Source organism: Halalkalibacter oceani, from assembly GCF_040544555.1.
GTDB lineage: Bacteria > Bacillota > Bacilli > Bacillales > Bacillaceae_D > Halalkalibacter > Halalkalibacter oceani.
The window spans coordinates 115,327-133,614 of record NZ_JBEPKD010000003.1 but is presented as its reverse complement, the minus strand read 5'-3'; the positions used below and the strand labels follow the sequence as shown (position 1 = coordinate 133,614).

Below are 18,288 nucleotides of genomic sequence, written 5' to 3'. Positions count from 1 at the left end.
CAACTATGAAGATCATGTTTATGGGAACGCCGGATTTTTCTGTACCGATTTTACGGCAACTGCTTGAGCACGGCTACGAGGTGATTGCCGCTGTAACCCAGCCGGATCGACCCGTTGGCCGCAAACGTGTGTTGACGCCGCCGCCGGTTAAGCGCGAGGCTGAAAAGCACGGCATCCCGGTCTTGCAGCCAACAAAGGTATCAGAGCCCGGTCAGCTGGCGGAAGTGCTGGCTTACGAGCCGGATTTGATTGTGACGGCGGCCTTTGGACAGCTGCTGCCGAAAGCGCTGCTGGACGCTCCGCGGCTCGGCTGCATTAATGTCCACGCCTCGCTTTTACCAAAATACCGCGGCGGAGCCCCGATTCACCAGTCGATTATCGATGGCGAGCAGGAAACGGGCGTGACGATTATGTACATGGTTGAAAAGCTCGATGCCGGTGCGATTCTCAGTCAGGTGAAAGTACCGATTGAAGAGAGGGATGATGTCGGCAGCATGCACGACAAGCTGAGCGAAGCCGGTGCGAAGCTGCTGCTTGAAACGTTGCCGCGTCTTGTCAAGGGCGAGCTTACTCCGCAGGAGCAGGATGAAAGCAAAGTCACATTTGCCCGCAACATTACGCGAGAAATGGAACAGCTTGATTGGAACAAAACGGGCGAAGCGCTTTACAACCACGTCCGTGGGCTCCATCCTTGGCCGGTCGCCTTTACGCTGCTTGAAGGAAAGCCGCTGAAAATATGGAAGGCCGACAAGGTGAGCGGACAAGCAGCGGAGCCGGGAACGATTATCACGCTTGAACAGGATGGAATCGTCGTTTCGACCGGAAATGAAGTAGCGCTGAAAATAACGGAGCTGCAGCCCGCAGGAAAGAAAAAAATGCCGGCCGAATCTTTTATTAGAGGTGCGGGGGCTCATTTAACAATCGGAATGAAGCTAGGAGAATGAGATGAACAAAACGATTCGCGAGGTGGCCTTAGAGGTGCTGCTTCAAATTGAAAAAAATCAGGCTTACAGCAATTTGCTGCTAAACCAGACGGTCAAGCGGACAAAGCTTGAGCGGCGAGATGTCGGGCTGTTGACTGAAATTGTGTACGGCACGATTCAACGAAGGGATACGCTCGATTATTATTTGCAGCCATTTGTCAAAAAAGGGGTCAGCTCGCTTGATGACTGGGTCAAGGTGCTGCTCAGGCTTTCGATTTATCAGATCGTCTATCTTGATCGGATTCCGGAGCGCGCCGTCGTTCATGAAGCGGTTACGATCGCCAAAAAAAGAGGGCATCGCGGAATCGGTGGAATGGTCAATGGCGTGCTGCGCTCCTTTTTGCGCCAAGGTGTGCCGGAGCTGTCTGCTGTTAAAGAGCCGCTTGAACGGCTTGCGCTGGAAACGAGCTTTCCGTTATGGCTCGTTCAGCGCTGGGAAAGCCAGTATGGCTATGAGGAAACGAGAAAGATGTGTGAAACAAGCCTGCGACCACCTGCTGTCACAGTCAGGGTCAACCGGGTACGAACGACGGTTGCTGAAGCGATCAGCCGGCTTGAGGCGGAAGGACTTGAGGTCCGAGCAGGCGATCTCGCTCCTGACGCGTTAGTGATCGAAAAGGGAAATGTATTCACCAGCTCTCTATATGAAGAGGGGAAGATTACAATTCAGGATGAAAGCTCGATGCTTGTCGCCGGAGCTGTCGGCGCGATGCCGGGGATGAACGTTCTCGATGCCTGTGCGGCTCCGGGAGGAAAGTCGACGCATCTTGCCGAACAAATGAACAATGAAGGAACCGTCTTTGCCTACGATTTGCACGAGCATAAAGTGAAGCTGATCCGCGAGCAGGCCATGCGCCTTGGATTGACCTCGATTCAAGCGGAGTCCTGTGATGCACGAGTGCTGTCGCAGCGAACCGGGCCGGAGCAGTTTGATTGTGTGCTCGTTGACGCTCCATGTACGGGACTGGGTGTTATTCGGCGTAAGCCGGATATTAAATGGACGAAAAAAGAAGAAGATATTGGGAAGATCAAAGCCGTACAGGCCGACATTTTAGCTGCTGTTGCCCCGTTGGTCAAAAGCGGAGGGACGCTAGTCTATAGCACGTGCACGATTGAAAAAGAGGAAAATGAAGAGCAGATCCAGCACTTTTTAGCGGCTCATCCTGACTTTCAGTTTGATTCTTCCTTATTTGAACGATTGCCGCAGCGCGTAGTAGACGGTGGGCGATACCGTGACGGCTATGTGACGATTCTTCCTTCAGATTTTCAAACCGACGGCTTCTTTATTGCACGCTTACGCAAGCAATAATGCCCGTCGCAAACGGAAGCACGATTTCGTCATTTTGCCGGAAAGCAGGCTGTATGATAGAACAAAGGTAAAAAGAAGAAACGGGGTGAGCGCTTTATGGATTTTACGTTTCGAACGGATGTTGGCAAAAGCAGACCTCATAATGAGGATAGCGGCGGCGTTTTTAAAAACGAAACCGGAATTTTAGCAATCGTCGCAGATGGAATGGGGGGGCACCGGGCAGGCGATGTCGCCAGCTCGATGGCCACTGACTACTTCCGCTCAATCTGGGAAAAAAATACGACATTTTCTTCTGCGGCTGAAGTGGAGAACTGGGTACATGAGCAATGTATGCAGCTTAATGAGCGCTTGTATCAGCATGCCCAGACCTATGAAGACTGTCAAGGAATGGGGACAACGCTTGTCATCGCTGTTTGTACCGAGGAATTTGTCACGATTGCCCATATCGGCGATTCGCGCGCTTATATTAGCAATCAGCTAGGCTTTCAGCAAAAAACTGCCGATCATTCGCTTGTGCAGGAATTGGTACGCAAAGGCCAGTTGACCGAGGAGGAAGCAGAGGATCACCCACGGAAGAACGTGCTTTTGCGCGCCCTTGGGACCGAAGAGGAAATCGAGATTGATGTCGTGACTCTTCAGGTGGAGGAGCAGCAGAGGATTCTTTTATGTTCGGATGGGCTTTCCAATAAAGTAACTCAGGAAGAGCTTCGTGCCCATGTGCAAAGTGATGAGCCGATTGAGGAGATCGCCAAGCGACTGATTGCGATTGCGAACGAACGTGGAGGAGAAGACAATATTACGGTCGCGCTTGTCGATTATCGATCGCTTCCTGTTGAGGAGAACGAGGCATGATCGGGCAACGTATTAGTGGTCGTTATCAAATATTGGAAGCCATTGGCGGCGGCGGGATGGCCAATGTGTACAAGGCGCTTGATGTCATTCTTGATCGCTTTGTCGCCGTGAAAGTTCTTCAGCCTCAGTTTTCCGATGATGAGCAGTTCATCAAACGGTTTCGCCGTGAGGCTCAGGCGGCAACAAGTCTTGCTCACCCTAATGTAGTTAATATTTTTGACGTAGGTGAGGAAGGAAATACTTATTACATCGTGATGGAGTATGTTGAAGGGCAAACATTAAAAGAGCTGATTCAGTCAAATGGTCCGCTTCCGGTTGAAGAGGCCGTTGACTATATGGAGCAGATGCTCGCGGCGATTGCTCACGCTCATGCCAATCATTTTATTCATCGGGATATTAAACCGCACAATATTTTAATCAGCCATGACGGCACGTTAAAAGTGACGGATTTCGGAATTGCCAGAGCGATTTCCGCGGCGACGATTACGCATACAAATTCGGTGATGGGCTCGGTTCACTATCTGTCACCGGAGCAGGCGCGCGGCGGACATGTCACGTATAAATCGGACATTTATTCATTAGGAATTGTCCTCTATGAAATGGTGACTGGGCTTCTTCCTTTCTCCGGCGATACGGCGGTCTCGATCGCGATTAAGCATTTGCAAAATGATGTCCCTTCAGCGAAAAAGGTGATTCCCTCTTTGCCACAAAGCATTGAGAATATTATTCGCAAAGCAACGATGAAGGATCCACTGAAACGCTATGAAACGGTTCATGATATGGAAGAGGACATCGCGACTGCCTTGTCCCCTGAGAGAATCAATGAAGCGCCGCTTCAGGAAGCAGAGGAAGATGAGGAAGAAACAAAAGCGATCCCGATCATTCGTGATATTCCGGATGAGAAGGACCTGGAAAAGACGGTTGAAGCGCCGCCGGTAAAGACCGGACAAAATGGCGATGAAGCGACGATCCCTCCGGCAAGTAAGAAACCAAAGAAGAAAAGAAAACGTAAATGGCTGATCGTGCTGATCGTTGCCTTCGTCCTGCTTGCCGGGGCGGTCGCTGCTGCCTTTACCGTATTGCCGAGCCTGTTTCGCGTCGCGGAAGTGCAAGTGCCCGATGTGACGGAGTTTCCGTTTGAAGAGGCTGAGCAGGAGTTAACTCAATTGAACTTGACCGTCGTACGGGAGGATATCGAGGATAGCACGATTCCGCGCGATCATGTGGTCAGACAAAACCCGCAATCAGGCTCCGTAGTCAAAGAAAATGCGACCGTCACGCTGTTTGTCAGTCTCGGCGTGGAAGAAGTGGAGCTTGATAATTATGTCGGCCTGCCGATTGAGCGGGCAGAGCAGCTGTTAACCGACCTTGATTTCACGGTCGAAAAGATTGAGCAGGAGACGAATGAACAGCCGCCGGGTATTGTCCTCGCCCAACGGCCGGAAGAAGGCGAGCGAGTGATTGCGGAGGAAACGACGATTTATTTGACGTATAGCGTCGAATCGGAAATCCGCCTGCGCAACCTGGTTGGTGAGCGGGAGGAGGCGGTGCGATCTTATTTTGAATCAACTGGCCTGGTTGGCCGCTTCCAGTCGCAACACCACGCGTCCGTCGCTGCCGGTGAAGTCATCAGTCAAACGCCGGGTCCTTACACGATGCTGAAGCCGGGTGATGAAGTAACGATTGTCCTTTCGCAAGGTAGAGAGCCGGAGCGGCCACCTGAGCCGCCGCAACAGGAAGAAGAACCGACGCGTTTGTTTGAAGTGAACCAGGACGTTGTCGTGACAGAGGAAGACCAGGAAGCCGGAAAGACATTTGATATTCGCATTGTCTATCGTGATGCGACAACGAACGGGGAAGATCAAGTGTTTGTCGAGGAGACGATTCAGGAAACAAAGCATTATGCCGTGCCTCTTCGCGTCAGCCCATCCCAAAGCGGATCATTTGAAGTGTACGTCAATGGCCAGCAAATTCACACGTCCAGACAATACACGTATGAATAAAACAATGTTTCGGCGGTGCAAATGATACGGATAACAAATGAAGGAGGAATTCAGGTTCAGTGGCAAAAGGAATGATTGTGAAAGCATTAAGCGGATTTTATTATGTTCGAAATGAGGAAGGGCTGTTTCAATGCCGGGGACGGGGCAATTTCCGGAAGCGGCAAATTAAACCACTTGTTGGAGATGAGGTCGAATTTGAAGCAGAAAACCGGACCGACGGCTATATTCTTGACGTGTTTCCGCGAAAAAATGAGCTCATACGGCCGCCTATCGCGAATGTTGATCAGGCCATTCTTGTCTTCTCGGCGATTGAGCCCGACTTCAGTCCGCTACTGCTGGACCGCTTTCTCGTTCATATTGAAGTCAACCGGATCGAGCCGTTAATCGTCATTAGCAAGATGGATTTAGCCGATGCGGTCCTGCAGGAGAAGATGGAGCAGGAAAAGAAGCGCTATGAGAAAATCGGCTATCCTGTCCTGCTGTCTTCGACGGTGGAGATGAATGAAATGGAAGACCTTTTGCCGCATATCGCCAATAAGGTAAGTGTCGTCGCCGGGCAATCCGGCGTCGGCAAATCTTCCTTGCTGAACACGCTTCAGCCGGAGCTGAATATTGAAACGAATCATATCTCGACTCATCTCGGCCGCGGAAAGCATACGACCAGGCATGTCGAGCTGCTTTCAATCGGTGAAGGACTCGTCGCTGACACACCCGGATTTAGCTCGCTTGATTTTATCGGGATGGAGGTTCAGGATTTATCGGCCTGCTTTCCGGAAATGGAGGAGCGCGCCTCGGCCTGCAAATTTAGAGGGTGCACGCACATCGCCGAGCCGGGCTGCGCGGTGAAAGAAGCGGTAGAGGCAGGAGAGATTGAGGAATCAAGATATAAGCATTATCAGTTGTTTTTAAACGAAATTAAAAATCAAAAACGGAGGTATGATTCATGATAAAGATTGCCCCCTCGATTCTTTCAGCCAATTTTGCAAAATTGGGGCAAGAAGTAAAGGAAGTTGAACAAGGAGGTGCCGATTACATCCATGTTGATGTGATGGACGGACATTTCGTACCGAATATTACGATCGGCCCGTTAATCGTTGACGCGCTCCGGCCCGTTACCTCGCTTCCGCTTGATGTTCATTTAATGATTGAAAATCCTGATCTGTATATTCCGCAGTTTGCCAAGGCGGGAGCGGATATTATTTCTGTGCATGCCGAAGCGTGTCCTCATCTGCACCGGACGGTTCACCTGATTAAAGAGCAGGGGAAAAAGGCGGGGGTTGTCTTAAATCCGGCTACTCCTGTGACGATGATTGAACCAATTTTGGCCGATCTCGATTTAGTGCTGTTAATGACGGTCAATCCGGGCTTTGGCGGACAAAGCTTTATTGAATCAGTCCTGCCGAAAATTGAGCAGGTCGCCACGCTCGTCAACGAGCAGGGACTGGATGTCGAAATTGAAGTAGACGGCGGTGTTAACCAGGAAACAGCCAAGCGCTGTATCGCTGCCGGCGCTAATGTATTGGTCGCCGGATCGGCGATTTATAACAAACAGGACCGCGCCGCGGCCATTGCCGAGATTCGCGGATAGGGACAGAGTATGAAAAGGAAGTCTTTCTCTTTCGGCCCGACCGGCTCTAAAAGAATAGATTTGAAAAATCCTCGAACGTGACTAGCAAGCATTAGCAGTACAAACCATCGCCTTGGTTTGTACTGCTTTTTTTTCGTAGAAGGGAAGGAAGAAGTAGACGAAGACTCCAAGAAAAGGCTCACCAGCTTCCCGTGGAAAGGAAGTCTATTTCAGGAGGGGCGGATCTCCCTAGCACCCTTTGGAAACAAGCCTCGTTCAATCTTTTCATGAAACATACGCCCACCGTGCACACGCCGTATTCTTCTGACATATATTGAGGAGGAAGGCATAACATAAGGATAAGAAGACAAGGATGATGGACGCAAATATGATGAAGTGCAGCGAAACAATGAAAAAAGAGGAATAGTTTATCAGGTTTGCATATATTAGTTAAAAAGAGCACTAATCATTATCCTTCATTAATAAGTTGATGAGAGTGAGTATGTAGCCACATGAAGCCCTCTGGTCGTGAGTCATGTAAACGATTCTCCGGGCTATTCACGTTGAGGAGGAGGAGCTATGAAATTCTACACGATCAAGCTGCCTAAATTTCTGGGTGGAGTTGTCAGAGCGGTATTGAATTCATTCAAAAAGGGGTAATGGAGCATTCATGGCTCAACAGGGGGTGTGTCAGAGGTAGAGTGCGACACCTTTTGCCACACCCCGAAGCACAGGTGAAAAAGAGGGTGGCCTAAAAGCGAAAAAGCTTTTAGGCCACCCTCTAAGCAATGAACGGAGTCACTGCGGCACATAGTAATAGCAGATTGGGCAGTCTTAAAAAGAAAACGGCCTTTTAAGACAGGCCCGGATTAAACGCGTTCTACTTTACCTGATTTAAGTGCGCGTGTAGATACATAAACACGCTTTGGCTTTCCGTCAACTAAAATGCGTACTTTTTGAACGTTAGCACCCCAACGGCGTTTTGTTTTATTCAGTGCGTGTGAACGCTTGTTGCCGCTGCGAGCTTGTTTACCTGTAATGTAACATTTACGTGCCAATTCGATGCACCTCCTTATCCGACAGTCCAATACGATCCACTCTCGAAATCATACTTAGATATAGTAGCATAGCACCCCGGAGATTGCAAGAGCCTTAAGGAAAGTTTATCAAGTAAACTGGCTTGACAGTGGAATGATGGGAAACCGCTTTTAAATTAAGATATGTTATAGTAAAATGGCGATAACGCATGCAGTTTGTGCTATTGAAGGAGGAATTGAAATGGCAATTGAAATGAGAACCCAGCTTGGTCTTGTCGATGTTTCACGAGACGTCGTTGCCACGATTGCAGGCGGAGCGGCAATTGACTGCTATGGTATTATTGGAATGGCTTCACAAAAACAAATTAAAGATGGCATTACAGATTTATTAGGGAAGGAAAACTTTCGTCGTGGTGTCGTGATTCGGGAAGAAGACGACGAGATTCATATCGATATGTACATTATCGTAAGCTATGGGACGAAAATTTCTGAAGTGGCTTATAACGTTCAAACAAAAGTGAAGTACCAGTTAGAACAAATGTTAGGGCTTGATGTTGATTCCGTGAACATCTTCGTTCAAGGAGTCCGCGTCACGAATCCGTAGTGGCAGTGAGGAGGAACTATTCGTGGCAATAACACAATTAGAAGGAAAGATGCTCGCTCAAATGTTTATTGAGGGAGCATCCAATCTGTCAAGGCATGTAAAGGTCGTTGACTCATTAAACGTGTTTCCGGTACCTGACGGGGACACAGGAACTAATATGAACCTCTCGATTACATCAGGAGTGAAGGAAGTGAAGCAGCATGTTCAGGAAGACGCGAGCAAGGTAGCTGCTGCTTTTGCAAAGGGACTGCTGATGGGAGCAAGAGGAAATTCCGGCGTGATTTTATCCCAGCTCTTCCGTGGCTTCTCCAAACAAATAGAAGGGAAGAAGCAGATTACAGCAATCGATTTTGCAAAAGCGTTGGAAAACGGAGTGGAGACAGCTTATAAAGCGGTGATGAAGCCTGTTGAAGGGACCATTTTGACCGTGGCGAAGGATGCGGCGAGGCAGGCGAAGAAAGTCGCGCACAAAGATTCGACGCTAGTGGAAGTCGCCTCCGAAACGGTAAAGGAAGCGAAAGCGTCGCTTCAACGGACACCAGACCTGCTCCCGGTGTTAAAAGAGGTCGGAGTCGTTGACTCGGGCGGACAAGGACTCGTTTATATTTATGAAGGCTTTCTCGCCGTGCTGACGGGAGAGAAGCTCTCAGATGAAATAATCGAAGCGCCTTCGATGGAGGATTTGGTCAAGGTCGAGCATCATCATGCGCAAAGCCATATCGCCACTGAGGATATTGAATTTGGCTTCTGTACCGAGGTGATGGTTCGCTTTGACGAGGAAAAGCTGTCCGGCTCGCCATTTGATGAGGGTGCCTTTCGCCAGGAGCTAAGCATGCTCGGAGATTCCCTGCTCGTCGTCTCAGACGAAAATTTGCTGAAGGTCCATATTCATGCTGAGCAGCCTAGGGAAGTAGTAACAAAAGCGCAGCGCTTCGGGGAACTGATCAATATTAAGATTGAAAATATGCGTGAGCAGCACACCCATCTGCTTGATGAAACAAAGGCTGTATATGGAACGGAGCCCGAGCCGCAACGGGAAAAAAGTGAATTCGGCATCGTCACCGTATCGATGGGCGAAGGAGTGGCGAAATTATTCAAAGGGCTTGGAGCCGGCGTCGTCATTTCCGGTGGACAAACAATGAATCCGAGCACGGAGGATATTGTAAAGGCGATTGAAGAGGTTCATGCCGAAAACGTTATCATCCTGCCGAACAATGGAAACATCGTGATGGCTGCTGAACAGGCTGCTGAAGTCGCTACTGTCAATGCGGTCGTCGTCGCTTCCAAGACGGTTCCGCAAGGGCTGTCGGCGTTGCTTGCCTTTAACCCGGCCCAAGGGCTAAAAGAAAACGCGGCGAATATGGAGGAAGCGATGTCCGTTGTCACGTCGGGACAAGTGACCTTTGCCGTCCGCGATACAGCGATTGACGGCGTCACAATCAAAAAGGATGATTTTATGGGAATCATCGAGAAGAAAATTGTCAGCTCCGGCGCGGACATGCTTGACGTCACGAAGGAGCTTTTGACGAAAATGATTACAGACGAAAGTGAGATCGTCACGCTGCTTCAGGGAGAAGACGCTACTTCGGCACAAACGGAGGAGCTTGTTGCTTATTTGGAGGAGCTTTATCCGGAGCTCGAAGTTGATGCCCATGTCGGCGACCAGCCGCTATACTCCTATATTGTCTCAGTAGAGTGAAAGGAGGAGGAAAAAGGATGGCAAAAGTAACGATTGTGACAGATAGTACGGCGGATATTCCGCAAGAGCTCGCTGAAGAGCTCAACATTACGGTCGTTCCGTTAAATGTTATTTTTTCCGAAGAGGAAACGTATCAGGATGGCGTCGATCTATCAGCGGAACAGTTTTATAACAAGGTCGGACAGCTGCAGGTTATTCCTTCCACGTCCCAGCCGACTCCTTATCAATTTGAGGAAGTGTACCGTTCTTTGCTTGAGGACAATACCGACATTTTGTCGATCCACTTATCCTCAAAGCTTAGCGGAACGTACCAGGCGGCAACGATCGCGGCGCAGTCAATGGAAGCAGAGCAGGCGATCACCGTTGTTGATTCGAAGAAAGCGTCTTACGCGATTGGCATTATCGTCGTCGAAATAGCAAAGATGGTCAAGGCGGGGAAAACGAAGGAAGAATGTTTGGCGAGGCTCGAGCAGCTGCTCGAAGATACAACCGTCTTGTTTCTTGTTGATACGTTGGACTATTTGCAAAAGAACGGTCGGATCGGCAAGGCGTCAGCTCTGCTTGGCTCGATGCTGAAAATCAAACCGATTCTCTCGCTGACTGCTGAAGGGGAGGTCTATTCGTCTGAGAAGGCGCGGGGCCAAAAGAAAGCAGTAAGCCGGCTAATTGAACTATTGAAAGACAAGTACGGCTCAGCTCCGGTTCATCTCGGGATTTCTCATGCGATCAATCCGTCGCTCGCGAACGAGATGGAAGAAAAGCTGAAGCAGGAGTTTCAGGTTGAATCAACGGTTACGACTGTGATCGGGGCAGTGATTGGCGCACATGTCGGCCCGGGTACGATTGCCATTTCGATGACAAAAGCTTAGCCGCCTTGAAATTGTGCAAAGCCAGAAGCGACACCATAGCCTCGCTTCTGGCTTTTTTAGTTGGCGGGCATTTGCGCGAGGAAAGGAGGGTGGCGACTTTTGGCAGCTTTTTTTCAAAAAAGCTCGTTGTCGCTTAGAAAAAATGAATGAAATCATCAAACAGCCTGTGACGGCGGTGAAAGGCATTGGCGAGGAGACGGCTAAACTGCTGGAAGGGCTCCGGATTTATACGGTGGAAGACCTTCTACATCATTTTCCTTTTCGCTACGAGGACTACAAGCATAAAGAGATTCATGAAGTGAAGCACGAGGAGCGGGTTACCGTCGTCGGACGCGTGCAGAGTGAACCGTCCGTCCGCTATTATGGGAAAAAGAAAAACCGGCTGACCTTCCGTCTCCTCGTCAATCAGGTGCTTGTCACTGTTGCCTTTTTTAATCGGGCTTTTTTAAAAAATCAAATTCGTCCGGGAGAAGAAGTGACCGTTACAGGGAAATGGGATCAGCACCGAATGACAATTGCCGGAAGCGAGCTGCGTCAAGGAAAGGTCGAACGGGATGAAACGATTATGCCGATTTATTCCGTGTCCGGCAGCTTGACGACGAAGGCGATTCGCAAGTACATCAAGCAAGCGCTCGTTCAATTTGGCAGCTATTTACCGGAGCTGATACCGGCTGAACAGCGCAATGCCTATAAGCTGCCGCCGAAGGCTGACGCGGTAAAGGCACTGCATTTTCCCGATGATGCCGAGGCGATGAAGCACGGGCGTCGCCGAATGGTCTATGAGGAGTTTCTATGCTTCCAGCTGAAAATGCAGGCGTTTAAAAAAGCGAATCGTGAACAGGGAGAGGGCCGGGAAATTGTCGTCGCGACTGAGAAGGTCAACTCCTTTATCCGTCAGCTGCCGTTTCCGCTGACGAATGCCCAGCAAAAAGCTGTCGATGAAGTTCTGGCCGACCTGGCTTCTCCGTATCGGATGAATCGCCTTTTACAGGGGGATGTCGGCTCGGGGAAAACCGTCGTCGCGGCAATTTGTATGTATGCTGTCATCGAAGCCGGCTATCAGGCAGCCCTGATGGTTCCGACCGAAATTCTGGCAGAGCAGCACGTCGGCTCAATGAAAGCTCTGTTTGAGCCGCTCGGCATTCGCGTAGAGCTTTTAGCCGGCTCTGTCAAAGGGAAAAAGCGTCGGGAACGGCAGGCGGCAATTGAAGCGGGAGAGGTCGAGGTGATCGTGGGCACCCATGCGCTTATACAGGAGGATGTCCGCTTTCATAATCTCGGGCTTGTCATCACCGACGAGCAGCATCGTTTCGGGGTTGAGCAGCGCCGGATTCTGCGCAACAAAGGGGAAAATCCCGATGTGCTGTTTATGACGGCGACACCGATTCCGCGGACATTGGCCATTTCCGTCTTCGGCGATATGGATGTTTCGATCATCGACGAGATGCCGGCAGGAAGGAAAGTGATTGAAACCTATTGGGCTAAGCCTGATATGCTGGAGCGAGTGCTGGAGTTTATTGCCAAAGAGATCGAAGCCGGCCGGCAGGCGTACGTCATCTGCCCGTTGATCGAGGAATCGGATAAAATTGATGTGCAAAACGCGATTGATGTGTACCATCTGCTTCAGCAATACTTTCAGGATAGATGTGAGGTCGGCCTGATGCACGGTCGGTTGTCTGCGGACGAGAAAGAAACAGTGATGGAGGCGTTTAGCAAAAATGACGTCCAGATTCTCGTCTCGACGACGGTCGTCGAAGTAGGGGTTAATGTGCCGAATGCGACCGTGATGGTCATTTATGATGCGGAGCGATTCGGGCTGGCCCAGCTTCATCAGCTTCGCGGCCGTGTCGGTCGCGGTGATCAACAGTCCTACTGCATTCTTCTCGCTGATCCAAAATCAGAGGTCGGCAAGGAGCGGATGAGGATCATGACGGAGACAAACGATGGTTTTGTCCTGTCCGAGCGCGATCTTGAATTGCGCGGGCCGGGGGACTTTTTTGGCGCAAAGCAGAGCGGGCTTCCTGATTTCAAAGTGGCTGATGTCGTTCATGATTATCGCGCGCTTGAAGTGGCGCGACAGGATGCCAGGGCGTTGCTTGACTCGCCGCAGTTTTGGACGGAAGAACGCTTTGCCGGCTTGCGTCATTATTTAGAGGAGCAGGGCGTGTTCGACGGGGAAAAGCTAGATTAAGAGAGACTGTTTCGTGTAAAAAAGGGCAAGGCCGTCAAAGACGGCAAGAAAAGCGGAAAAAGCCGCTTTTGCCCGAGCCCGCTCTTGAAAAGATTGCCAAGCAACTATATACTACTCTTAGTACCTAGTCATATAATAAGTGGATGGTGCATGCCGTGAAACGAAAAAAGAAGGAACGTCAAGGATTATTAAAGAAAACGCTTGAGTCGAACCCGTTTATGACAGATGAAGCGCTGGCCGAGCAATTTGCGGTCAGCATCCAGACGATTCGTCTTGATCGGATGGAACTGGCCATCCCCGAATTGAGAGAGCGAATCAAGGATGTCGCCAAGCAGCAGCTTGATGACGTTAAGGCGCTTTCCCCGGATGAAGTGATTGGGGAAATTGTGGACCTCCAGTTGGACAAAAGAGCGATTTCGATTTTAGATGTAAAGAGTGAACATGTTTTCTCCCGTAGTGGAATTGCTAGAGGCCATCATTTATTTGCCCAGGCCAATTCTCTTGCAGTCGCGATTATAAACGACGAATTGGCATTGACGGCCAAAGCAACGATTCGTTTCACAAGACAAGTCCAGGCCGGTGAAAGAGTAGTCGCTAAAGCGCAGGTGCGCGGCAGTGATTCGGGCTTTACGACAGTTGAAGTCAAAAGCTATGTAGAACAAGAGCTTGTTTTCTCTGGGGAGTTCGTGATGTATCGCACGAATGAAAAGAGCAAAAAAGGAGAGAGACAGAATGAAAATCGCGATTGACGCCATGGGCGGTGACCATGCTCCGAAGGTCCAGATCGAAGCAAGTCAGGATGCTATCAAAGCTTTTCCTGAATTAGAAATTGTGTTAGTCGGTGACGAAGAGGAGATTAAGAAGCACGTCAATGATGAGACGCGGATCAGCATTTTACATACGAAAGAAAAGATTGAAGACACGGATCAGCCAACGACCGCCGTCCGCCGCAAAAAGGATTCCTCGATGGTGCTGGCGGTGCGCGAGGTGAAAGAAGGGCGGGCTGATGCGGTGATTTCCTCCGGCAATACCGGGGCTTTGATGACCGCCGGCCTCCTGCATATCGGCAGAATTAACGGCATTGATCGGCCGGGACTGGCACCAATGCTGCCGACGATTGACGGACAAGGTTTTCTGCTGCTTGATGTCGGGGCGAATATGGATGCGAAGCCTGAGCATTTGCTGCAATATGCCGCCATGGGTCATACCTATTTACAAATGGTACGGGGGATCAAGCAGCCGCGGATCGGTTTATTAAATGTAGGAACGGAAAATGGCAAAGGAAATGAGCTGACGAAGGAAGCATTTCCGCTGCTTGAAGCGGCTGATTTTCATTTTGTCGGCAATGTTGAGGCGCGGGAGCTGCTGAATGGGGTCGCCGATGTCGTTGTCTGTGACGGCTTTGCCGGCAACCTCGTCTTAAAAACAATCGAAGGAACGGCAGGTACCTTATTCACGTTGCTGAAAAAAGAATTAACAAGCTCGCTGTTTAATAAAATGGCGGCCGGTGTGCTGCGCGCCAGCTTTAAAAATATTCATCAGCAGCTCAGTTATTCAGAGTATGGCGGAGCAGGGCTATACGGTTTAAAGGCTCCGGTTATTAAAGCGCACGGCTCGTCTGACCGCACGGCGGTGTTTCATGCGATTCGTCAGGCGAAGGAAATGGTTGAGCAGCAGGTCGTGACTATTATGAAAAACGAAGTAGCAAAATTAGGACAAGAACAGGAGAGAGTATGATGGGGAAAATCGCCTTTTTATTTCCGGGGCAGGGTTCACAGGCCGTCGGAATGGGACAGGACTTACTGGAAACAGAAACGAGCAGTCGGGACATTTTTCAGCGCGCTGACAGCCGGCTCGGGTATTCATTATCAAGCATCATGCTGGAAGGTCCGGAGGAGACGCTGAGACGCACAGAAAATACTCAGCCGGCGCTCGTGACGATGAGTACGGCGGTCTTGCGGCTGCTTGAAGAGGAAGGCATTCGTCCGGATTATGTAGCCGGTCACAGTCTGGGAGAGTACAGCGCCCTCGTGGCTGCATGCGCGATGTCATTCGAGGATGCCGTCTATGCGGTTCATCATCGCGGTTTGTTTATGGAAGAGGCTGTCCCGTTTGGCGAAGGAGCGATGGCGGCCATTCTTGGCATGGAGCAATCAGCTTTGCAGGATATTTGTACTGCGGCTTCCGTGGAAAGCGGACAAACGGCTGAGCTGGCGAATTTGAATTGCCCTGGACAAATCGTGATTTCCGGCTCGGCGGAAGGAGTCGAATTAGCGGGTGCGAAAGCAAAGGAAGCGGGGGCGAAGCGCGTCATTCCGCTTCAGGTCAGCGGACCATTTCATTCGTCGTTAATGAAGCCGGCAGCGGCTAAGCTTGAAGGAGTGCTCGACGAGCTGGAAATCAGCAACGCCAACATTCCGGTTGTTGCCAATGTTAGTGCCCGCGCCGTGCAGGATTCTTCGGAAATACGTCAAAATTTAATAGAGCAGGTGTATTCTCCGGTCCGTTGGGAGGAAACGATCCGGACTTTATTGGCGCACGGCGTCGATACATTTGTTGAAGTTGGCTCAGGAAACGTCTTAACCGGATTAGTGCGGAAGGTGGAAAGAAGAGCCAAGGCGGTAGCCGTCAGCAACCGTGAAGGAATTGCCAAAGTAAAGGAAGTAACAGAGGGGGCGGACGAATAATGCTGCAAGGACAAACCGCGATTGTTACCGGGGCTTCCCGTGGAATTGGAAAAGCGACCGCATTGGAGTTAGCCCGCAATGGCGCCAATGTCGTCATTAACTACGCCGGGAATCAGGCGCGCGCAGAAGAAGTCGTTGCCGCCGCGAAGGAACTTGGTGTTGACGCACTCGCCATTCAGGCTAATGTCGCTGACAGTGAGCAGGTGACGAATATGGTCAAGGAAGCGATCGCGGCATTCGGCCGGGTTGATATCCTCGTCAACAATGCCGGGATTACCCGCGATAATCTCGTCATGAGAATGAAGGAAGAAGAATGGGACGACGTCATTGATACGAATTTAAAAGGTGTGTTCAATTGTGCGAAAGCTGTCACAAGACAGATGATGAAGCAGCGCTATGGGCGGATTATCAATGTCGCTTCCGTCGTCGGTGTGCTCGGAAACGCCGGACAGGCGAACTATGTGGCGGCGAAGGCCGGGGTGATCGGCTTGACGAAAACGCTGGCGCGTGAGCTGGCAAACCGCAATATTCATGTCAATGCTGTGGCTCCCGGGTTTATCGAGACGGATATGACCGATGAGCTTGGTGAAGAGACAAAAGCCCAGCTGCTTGGGCAAATTCCGCTCGCAACGCTTGGCCGTCCTGAGCATATTGCCAATGTCGTCCGTTTCCTGGCGAGCGCGGATGCCGATTATATGACCGGGCAGACGTTGCATGTCGATGGCGGGATGGTCATGCCGTAAGCAGCACGAAAGGACAAGGAGAAGGCTTGACAGATGAGACGTTCATCGGTAAAATTCTCCTAGCTTTCATCAACCCTTGAGAGGAGGTGAACGGAATATGGCAGATACATTATCACGTGTCAAAAAAATCGTTGTTGATCGTCTTGGTGTCGAAGAAGCAGAAGTAACAGAAGAGGCATCGTTTAAAGATGATTTAGGAGCAGATTCATTGGATGTCGTTGAGCTAGTCATGGAGCTTGAAGACGAGTTTGATTTAGAAATCTCTGATGAAGAGGCTGAGAAGATCTCTACGGTTGCTGATGTCGTTAATTACATAAACAGCCGTCAGTAACGATTAAGAGGATATCTCCTGGCCCTTCAAGGTGATGGAGATATCCTTCCTTACATGTTTTTCATCTCTATTATGATGTTGGAGGTTATCATGCCACAATCTTCAAAGTATCAGCGGAAACCAAGAGTCTATCAATCAAATGAGCGTAGACGTGGACCGAGAAAGATGGTTTTGACCGAGGATCAGAAGCAACAATTTGTTAAGCTGCAAGAACGAATGGAGCTGACTTTTGAGAATAGAAAGCTGTTGACCCAGGCTTTCACCCATTCATCCTATGTGAATGAGCACCGTATTTATTCGTTTCAAGATAACGAGCGCCTGGAATTTCTCGGGGACGCCGTTCTTGAGCTCGCTGTTTCCCAATTTTTATTTAAGAAATTTAATACGATGAGCGAAGGGGATATGACGAAGCTGCGCGCTTCAATCGTCTGTGAGCCGTCTCTCGCCAAATTTGCCGAAGAGCTGGAATTTGGAAAAGCTGTTCTGCTTGGAAAAGGGGAAGAGATGACCGGGGGACGGGAACGGCCTGCTTTGCTTGCCGATGTGTTTGAGGCATTTGTCGGCGCGCTCTATCTGGATCAGGGCCTTGAGGCTGTTTATCAATTTCTTGATAAAACGATGTATCCACAGATAAATGATGGTGCTTTTTCGCATATGATGGATTTTAAAAGTCAGCTGCAAGAATACATTCAACGGGATAATTTAGGTCAAATCAAATATTTGATTGTGCAAGAGCGGGGACCTGCGCATAATCGCGAGTTTGTCTCTGAGGTTCAGTTAAACGAAGTCGGGCTTGGAGTCGGCACCGGACGCTCGAAAAAAGAAGCTGAGCAGCACGCCGCGCAGCAGGCGCTGATGAAGCTGAGCGAACAGGGAAAGCCGAAATAAAGAGCGGGGATGGCCCGGTACCGGGGAAAGATGTACAAAATCGAGAACAGAGTGGCGACGCTGTCCTGCGCCGGGCTGGAAGGAAAGAAGCCCGTTTCCTTTCCAGCCTTGAAAATGCTGCGCAGACTCGCTGCTTCGGACTTGTCTCAAAGGGAAACGCTGACCTTTTGGGACAAGTCTTTATTTGCGTAAGCGGCCCAGTTCGGAAACGATCGCGTCAAGTTCACTGACAGAAAACGATTGTTTTTTCTCCACTAATTCATAAATATCGCGAAGATCCTCATATTGATCCGTGTCAAAGCTTTTGGCATTCAGCGCGCCGGCATTGACGATTTGCAGCTTGTTTTTCATTTCTTCAAGCATAAATTCAATATTTTCACGTGATTGTTTCGATAAATCCATTTCTTCACTCCTCTTTGCTTCCCATTTCTCCTATCGTATCATAGAGGAGAAGTAATGTCGAAGCTGCATTTTGCCGGGATTCCGAGCGGCAGACCCATTTCAAATGACGAATAGGAACAAAGC

At 50.0% G+C, this 18,288-nt stretch carries 20 protein-coding genes; 18 read left to right on the top strand and 2 right to left on the bottom strand.

Translation table 11 applies throughout. The annotated features are described in order from the left end of the window. Window positions 1–5 precede the first annotated feature (5 nt). From fmt to spoVM, 7 genes are all read left to right on the top strand, one after another. Window positions 6–944, top strand: a complete 939-nt coding sequence (gene fmt, locus ABMB67_RS05805; RefSeq protein ID WP_354571376.1) for a methionyl-tRNA formyltransferase — start codon at window positions 6–8, stop codon at window positions 942–944. Between the two features lies 1 nt (window position 945). Further along, window positions 946–2,292 carry a 16S rRNA (cytosine(967)-C(5))-methyltransferase RsmB gene (gene rsmB / locus ABMB67_RS05800; RefSeq protein WP_354571375.1) on the top strand — a complete coding sequence of 449 codons (1,347 nt, stop codon included), beginning with the start codon at window positions 946–948 and terminating at the stop codon, window positions 2,290–2,292. Window positions 2,293–2,388: 96 nt separating this feature from the next. Continuing rightward, window positions 2,389–3,144 carry a Stp1/IreP family PP2C-type Ser/Thr phosphatase gene (locus tag ABMB67_RS05795; protein ID WP_251221973.1) on the top strand — a complete coding sequence of 252 codons (756 nt, stop codon included), beginning with the start codon at window positions 2,389–2,391 and terminating at the stop codon, window positions 3,142–3,144. Beyond that, window positions 3,141–5,147, top strand: a complete 2,007-nt coding sequence (gene pknB, locus ABMB67_RS05790; RefSeq protein ID WP_251221974.1) for a Stk1 family PASTA domain-containing Ser/Thr kinase — start codon at window positions 3,141–3,143, stop codon at window positions 5,145–5,147. The genes ABMB67_RS05795 and pknB overlap by 4 nt, the downstream gene beginning before the upstream one ends. A 59-nt stretch (window positions 5,148–5,206) precedes the next feature. Beyond that, window positions 5,207–6,094 carry a ribosome small subunit-dependent GTPase A gene (gene rsgA / locus ABMB67_RS05785; protein WP_251221975.1) on the top strand — a complete coding sequence of 296 codons (888 nt, stop codon included), beginning with the start codon at window positions 5,207–5,209 and terminating at the stop codon, window positions 6,092–6,094. Further along, the gene (gene rpe, locus ABMB67_RS05780; RefSeq protein WP_251221976.1) at window positions 6,091–6,735 is read left to right on the top strand and encodes a ribulose-phosphate 3-epimerase; all 645 of its coding nucleotides are present in this window, start codon (window positions 6,091–6,093) and stop codon (window positions 6,733–6,735) included. The genes rsgA and rpe overlap by 4 nt, the downstream gene beginning before the upstream one ends. Before the next feature lie 558 nt (window positions 6,736–7,293). After that, entirely contained in the window at window positions 7,294–7,374 is an 81-nt protein-coding gene (gene spoVM, locus ABMB67_RS05775; RefSeq protein WP_010898652.1) for a stage V sporulation protein SpoVM, read from the top strand. 209 nt (window positions 7,375–7,583) lie between these two features. On the opposite strand, the gene rpmB is transcribed toward spoVM, so the two are convergent. Continuing rightward, window positions 7,584–7,772 carry a 50S ribosomal protein L28 gene (gene rpmB / locus ABMB67_RS05770; RefSeq protein WP_251192107.1) on the bottom strand — a complete coding sequence of 63 codons (189 nt, stop codon included), beginning with the start codon at window positions 7,770–7,772 and terminating at the stop codon, window positions 7,584–7,586. 220 nt (window positions 7,773–7,992) lie between these two features. Here rpmB and ABMB67_RS05765 point away from each other — a divergent pair, with 220 nt between their 5' ends. From ABMB67_RS05765 to ABMB67_RS05715, 11 genes are all read left to right on the top strand, one after another. Then, the gene (locus ABMB67_RS05765) at window positions 7,993–8,355 is read left to right on the top strand and encodes an Asp23/Gls24 family envelope stress response protein (protein ID WP_251192108.1); all 363 of its coding nucleotides are present in this window, start codon (window positions 7,993–7,995) and stop codon (window positions 8,353–8,355) included. Window positions 8,356–8,377: 22 nt separating this feature from the next. Beyond that, a complete protein-coding gene (locus ABMB67_RS05760) occupies window positions 8,378–10,054 on the top strand; it encodes a DAK2 domain-containing protein (RefSeq protein WP_354571374.1) in 1,677 nt (558 codons plus the stop codon). Window positions 10,055–10,071: 17 nt separating this feature from the next. After that, a complete protein-coding gene (locus ABMB67_RS05755; RefSeq protein ID WP_251221978.1) occupies window positions 10,072–10,923 on the top strand; it encodes a DegV family protein in 852 nt (283 codons plus the stop codon). 142 nt (window positions 10,924–11,065) lie between these two features. Beyond that, window positions 11,066–13,114, top strand: a complete 2,049-nt coding sequence (gene recG / locus ABMB67_RS05750; protein WP_354571373.1) for an ATP-dependent DNA helicase RecG — start codon at window positions 11,066–11,068, stop codon at window positions 13,112–13,114. A 155-nt stretch (window positions 13,115–13,269) separates the two neighbouring features. Beyond that, a complete protein-coding gene (gene fapR, locus ABMB67_RS05745) occupies window positions 13,270–13,863 on the top strand; it encodes a transcription factor FapR (RefSeq protein WP_251221980.1) in 594 nt (197 codons plus the stop codon). Continuing rightward, on the top strand, window positions 13,847–14,851 hold the full coding sequence (plsX, locus tag ABMB67_RS05740; RefSeq protein WP_354571372.1) for a phosphate acyltransferase PlsX: 1,005 nt from the start codon (window positions 13,847–13,849) through the stop codon (window positions 14,849–14,851). The genes fapR and plsX overlap by 17 nt, the downstream gene beginning before the upstream one ends. Beyond that, on the top strand, window positions 14,851–15,801 hold the full coding sequence (gene fabD / locus ABMB67_RS05735) for an ACP S-malonyltransferase (RefSeq protein ID WP_354571371.1): 951 nt from the start codon (window positions 14,851–14,853) through the stop codon (window positions 15,799–15,801). The genes plsX and fabD overlap by 1 nt, the downstream gene beginning before the upstream one ends. Then, window positions 15,801–16,544 (top strand): 3-oxoacyl-[acyl-carrier-protein] reductase, encoded by a 744-nt coding sequence (gene fabG, locus ABMB67_RS05730; RefSeq protein ID WP_251221983.1) that lies wholly within the window; start codon window positions 15,801–15,803, stop codon window positions 16,542–16,544. Before fabD ends, fabG begins: the two co-directional genes overlap by 1 nt. 97 nt (window positions 16,545–16,641) lie before the next feature. After that, the gene (locus ABMB67_RS05725; RefSeq protein WP_251192115.1) at window positions 16,642–16,875 is read left to right on the top strand and encodes an acyl carrier protein; all 234 of its coding nucleotides are present in this window, start codon (window positions 16,642–16,644) and stop codon (window positions 16,873–16,875) included. A gap of 165 nt (window positions 16,876–17,040) precedes the next feature. Further along, window positions 17,041–17,763 (top strand): ribonuclease III, encoded by a 723-nt coding sequence (rnc, locus tag ABMB67_RS05720; protein ID WP_251222233.1) that lies wholly within the window; start codon window positions 17,041–17,043, stop codon window positions 17,761–17,763. Window positions 17,764–17,772: 9 nt separating this feature from the next. Beyond that, complete coding sequence (locus ABMB67_RS05715) at window positions 17,773–17,955, top strand: hypothetical protein (protein ID WP_354571370.1); 183 nt, start codon at window positions 17,773–17,775, stop codon at window positions 17,953–17,955. Here ABMB67_RS05715 and ABMB67_RS05710 read toward each other — a convergent pair. Next, window positions 17,944–18,165: a DUF1128 domain-containing protein gene (locus ABMB67_RS05710; RefSeq protein WP_251221984.1), complete on the bottom strand. Its 222-nt coding sequence runs from the start codon at window positions 18,163–18,165 to the stop codon at window positions 17,944–17,946. The two genes, ABMB67_RS05715 and ABMB67_RS05710, sit on opposite strands and share 12 nt — an antisense overlap. Between the last annotated feature and the right edge of the window lie 123 nt (window positions 18,166–18,288).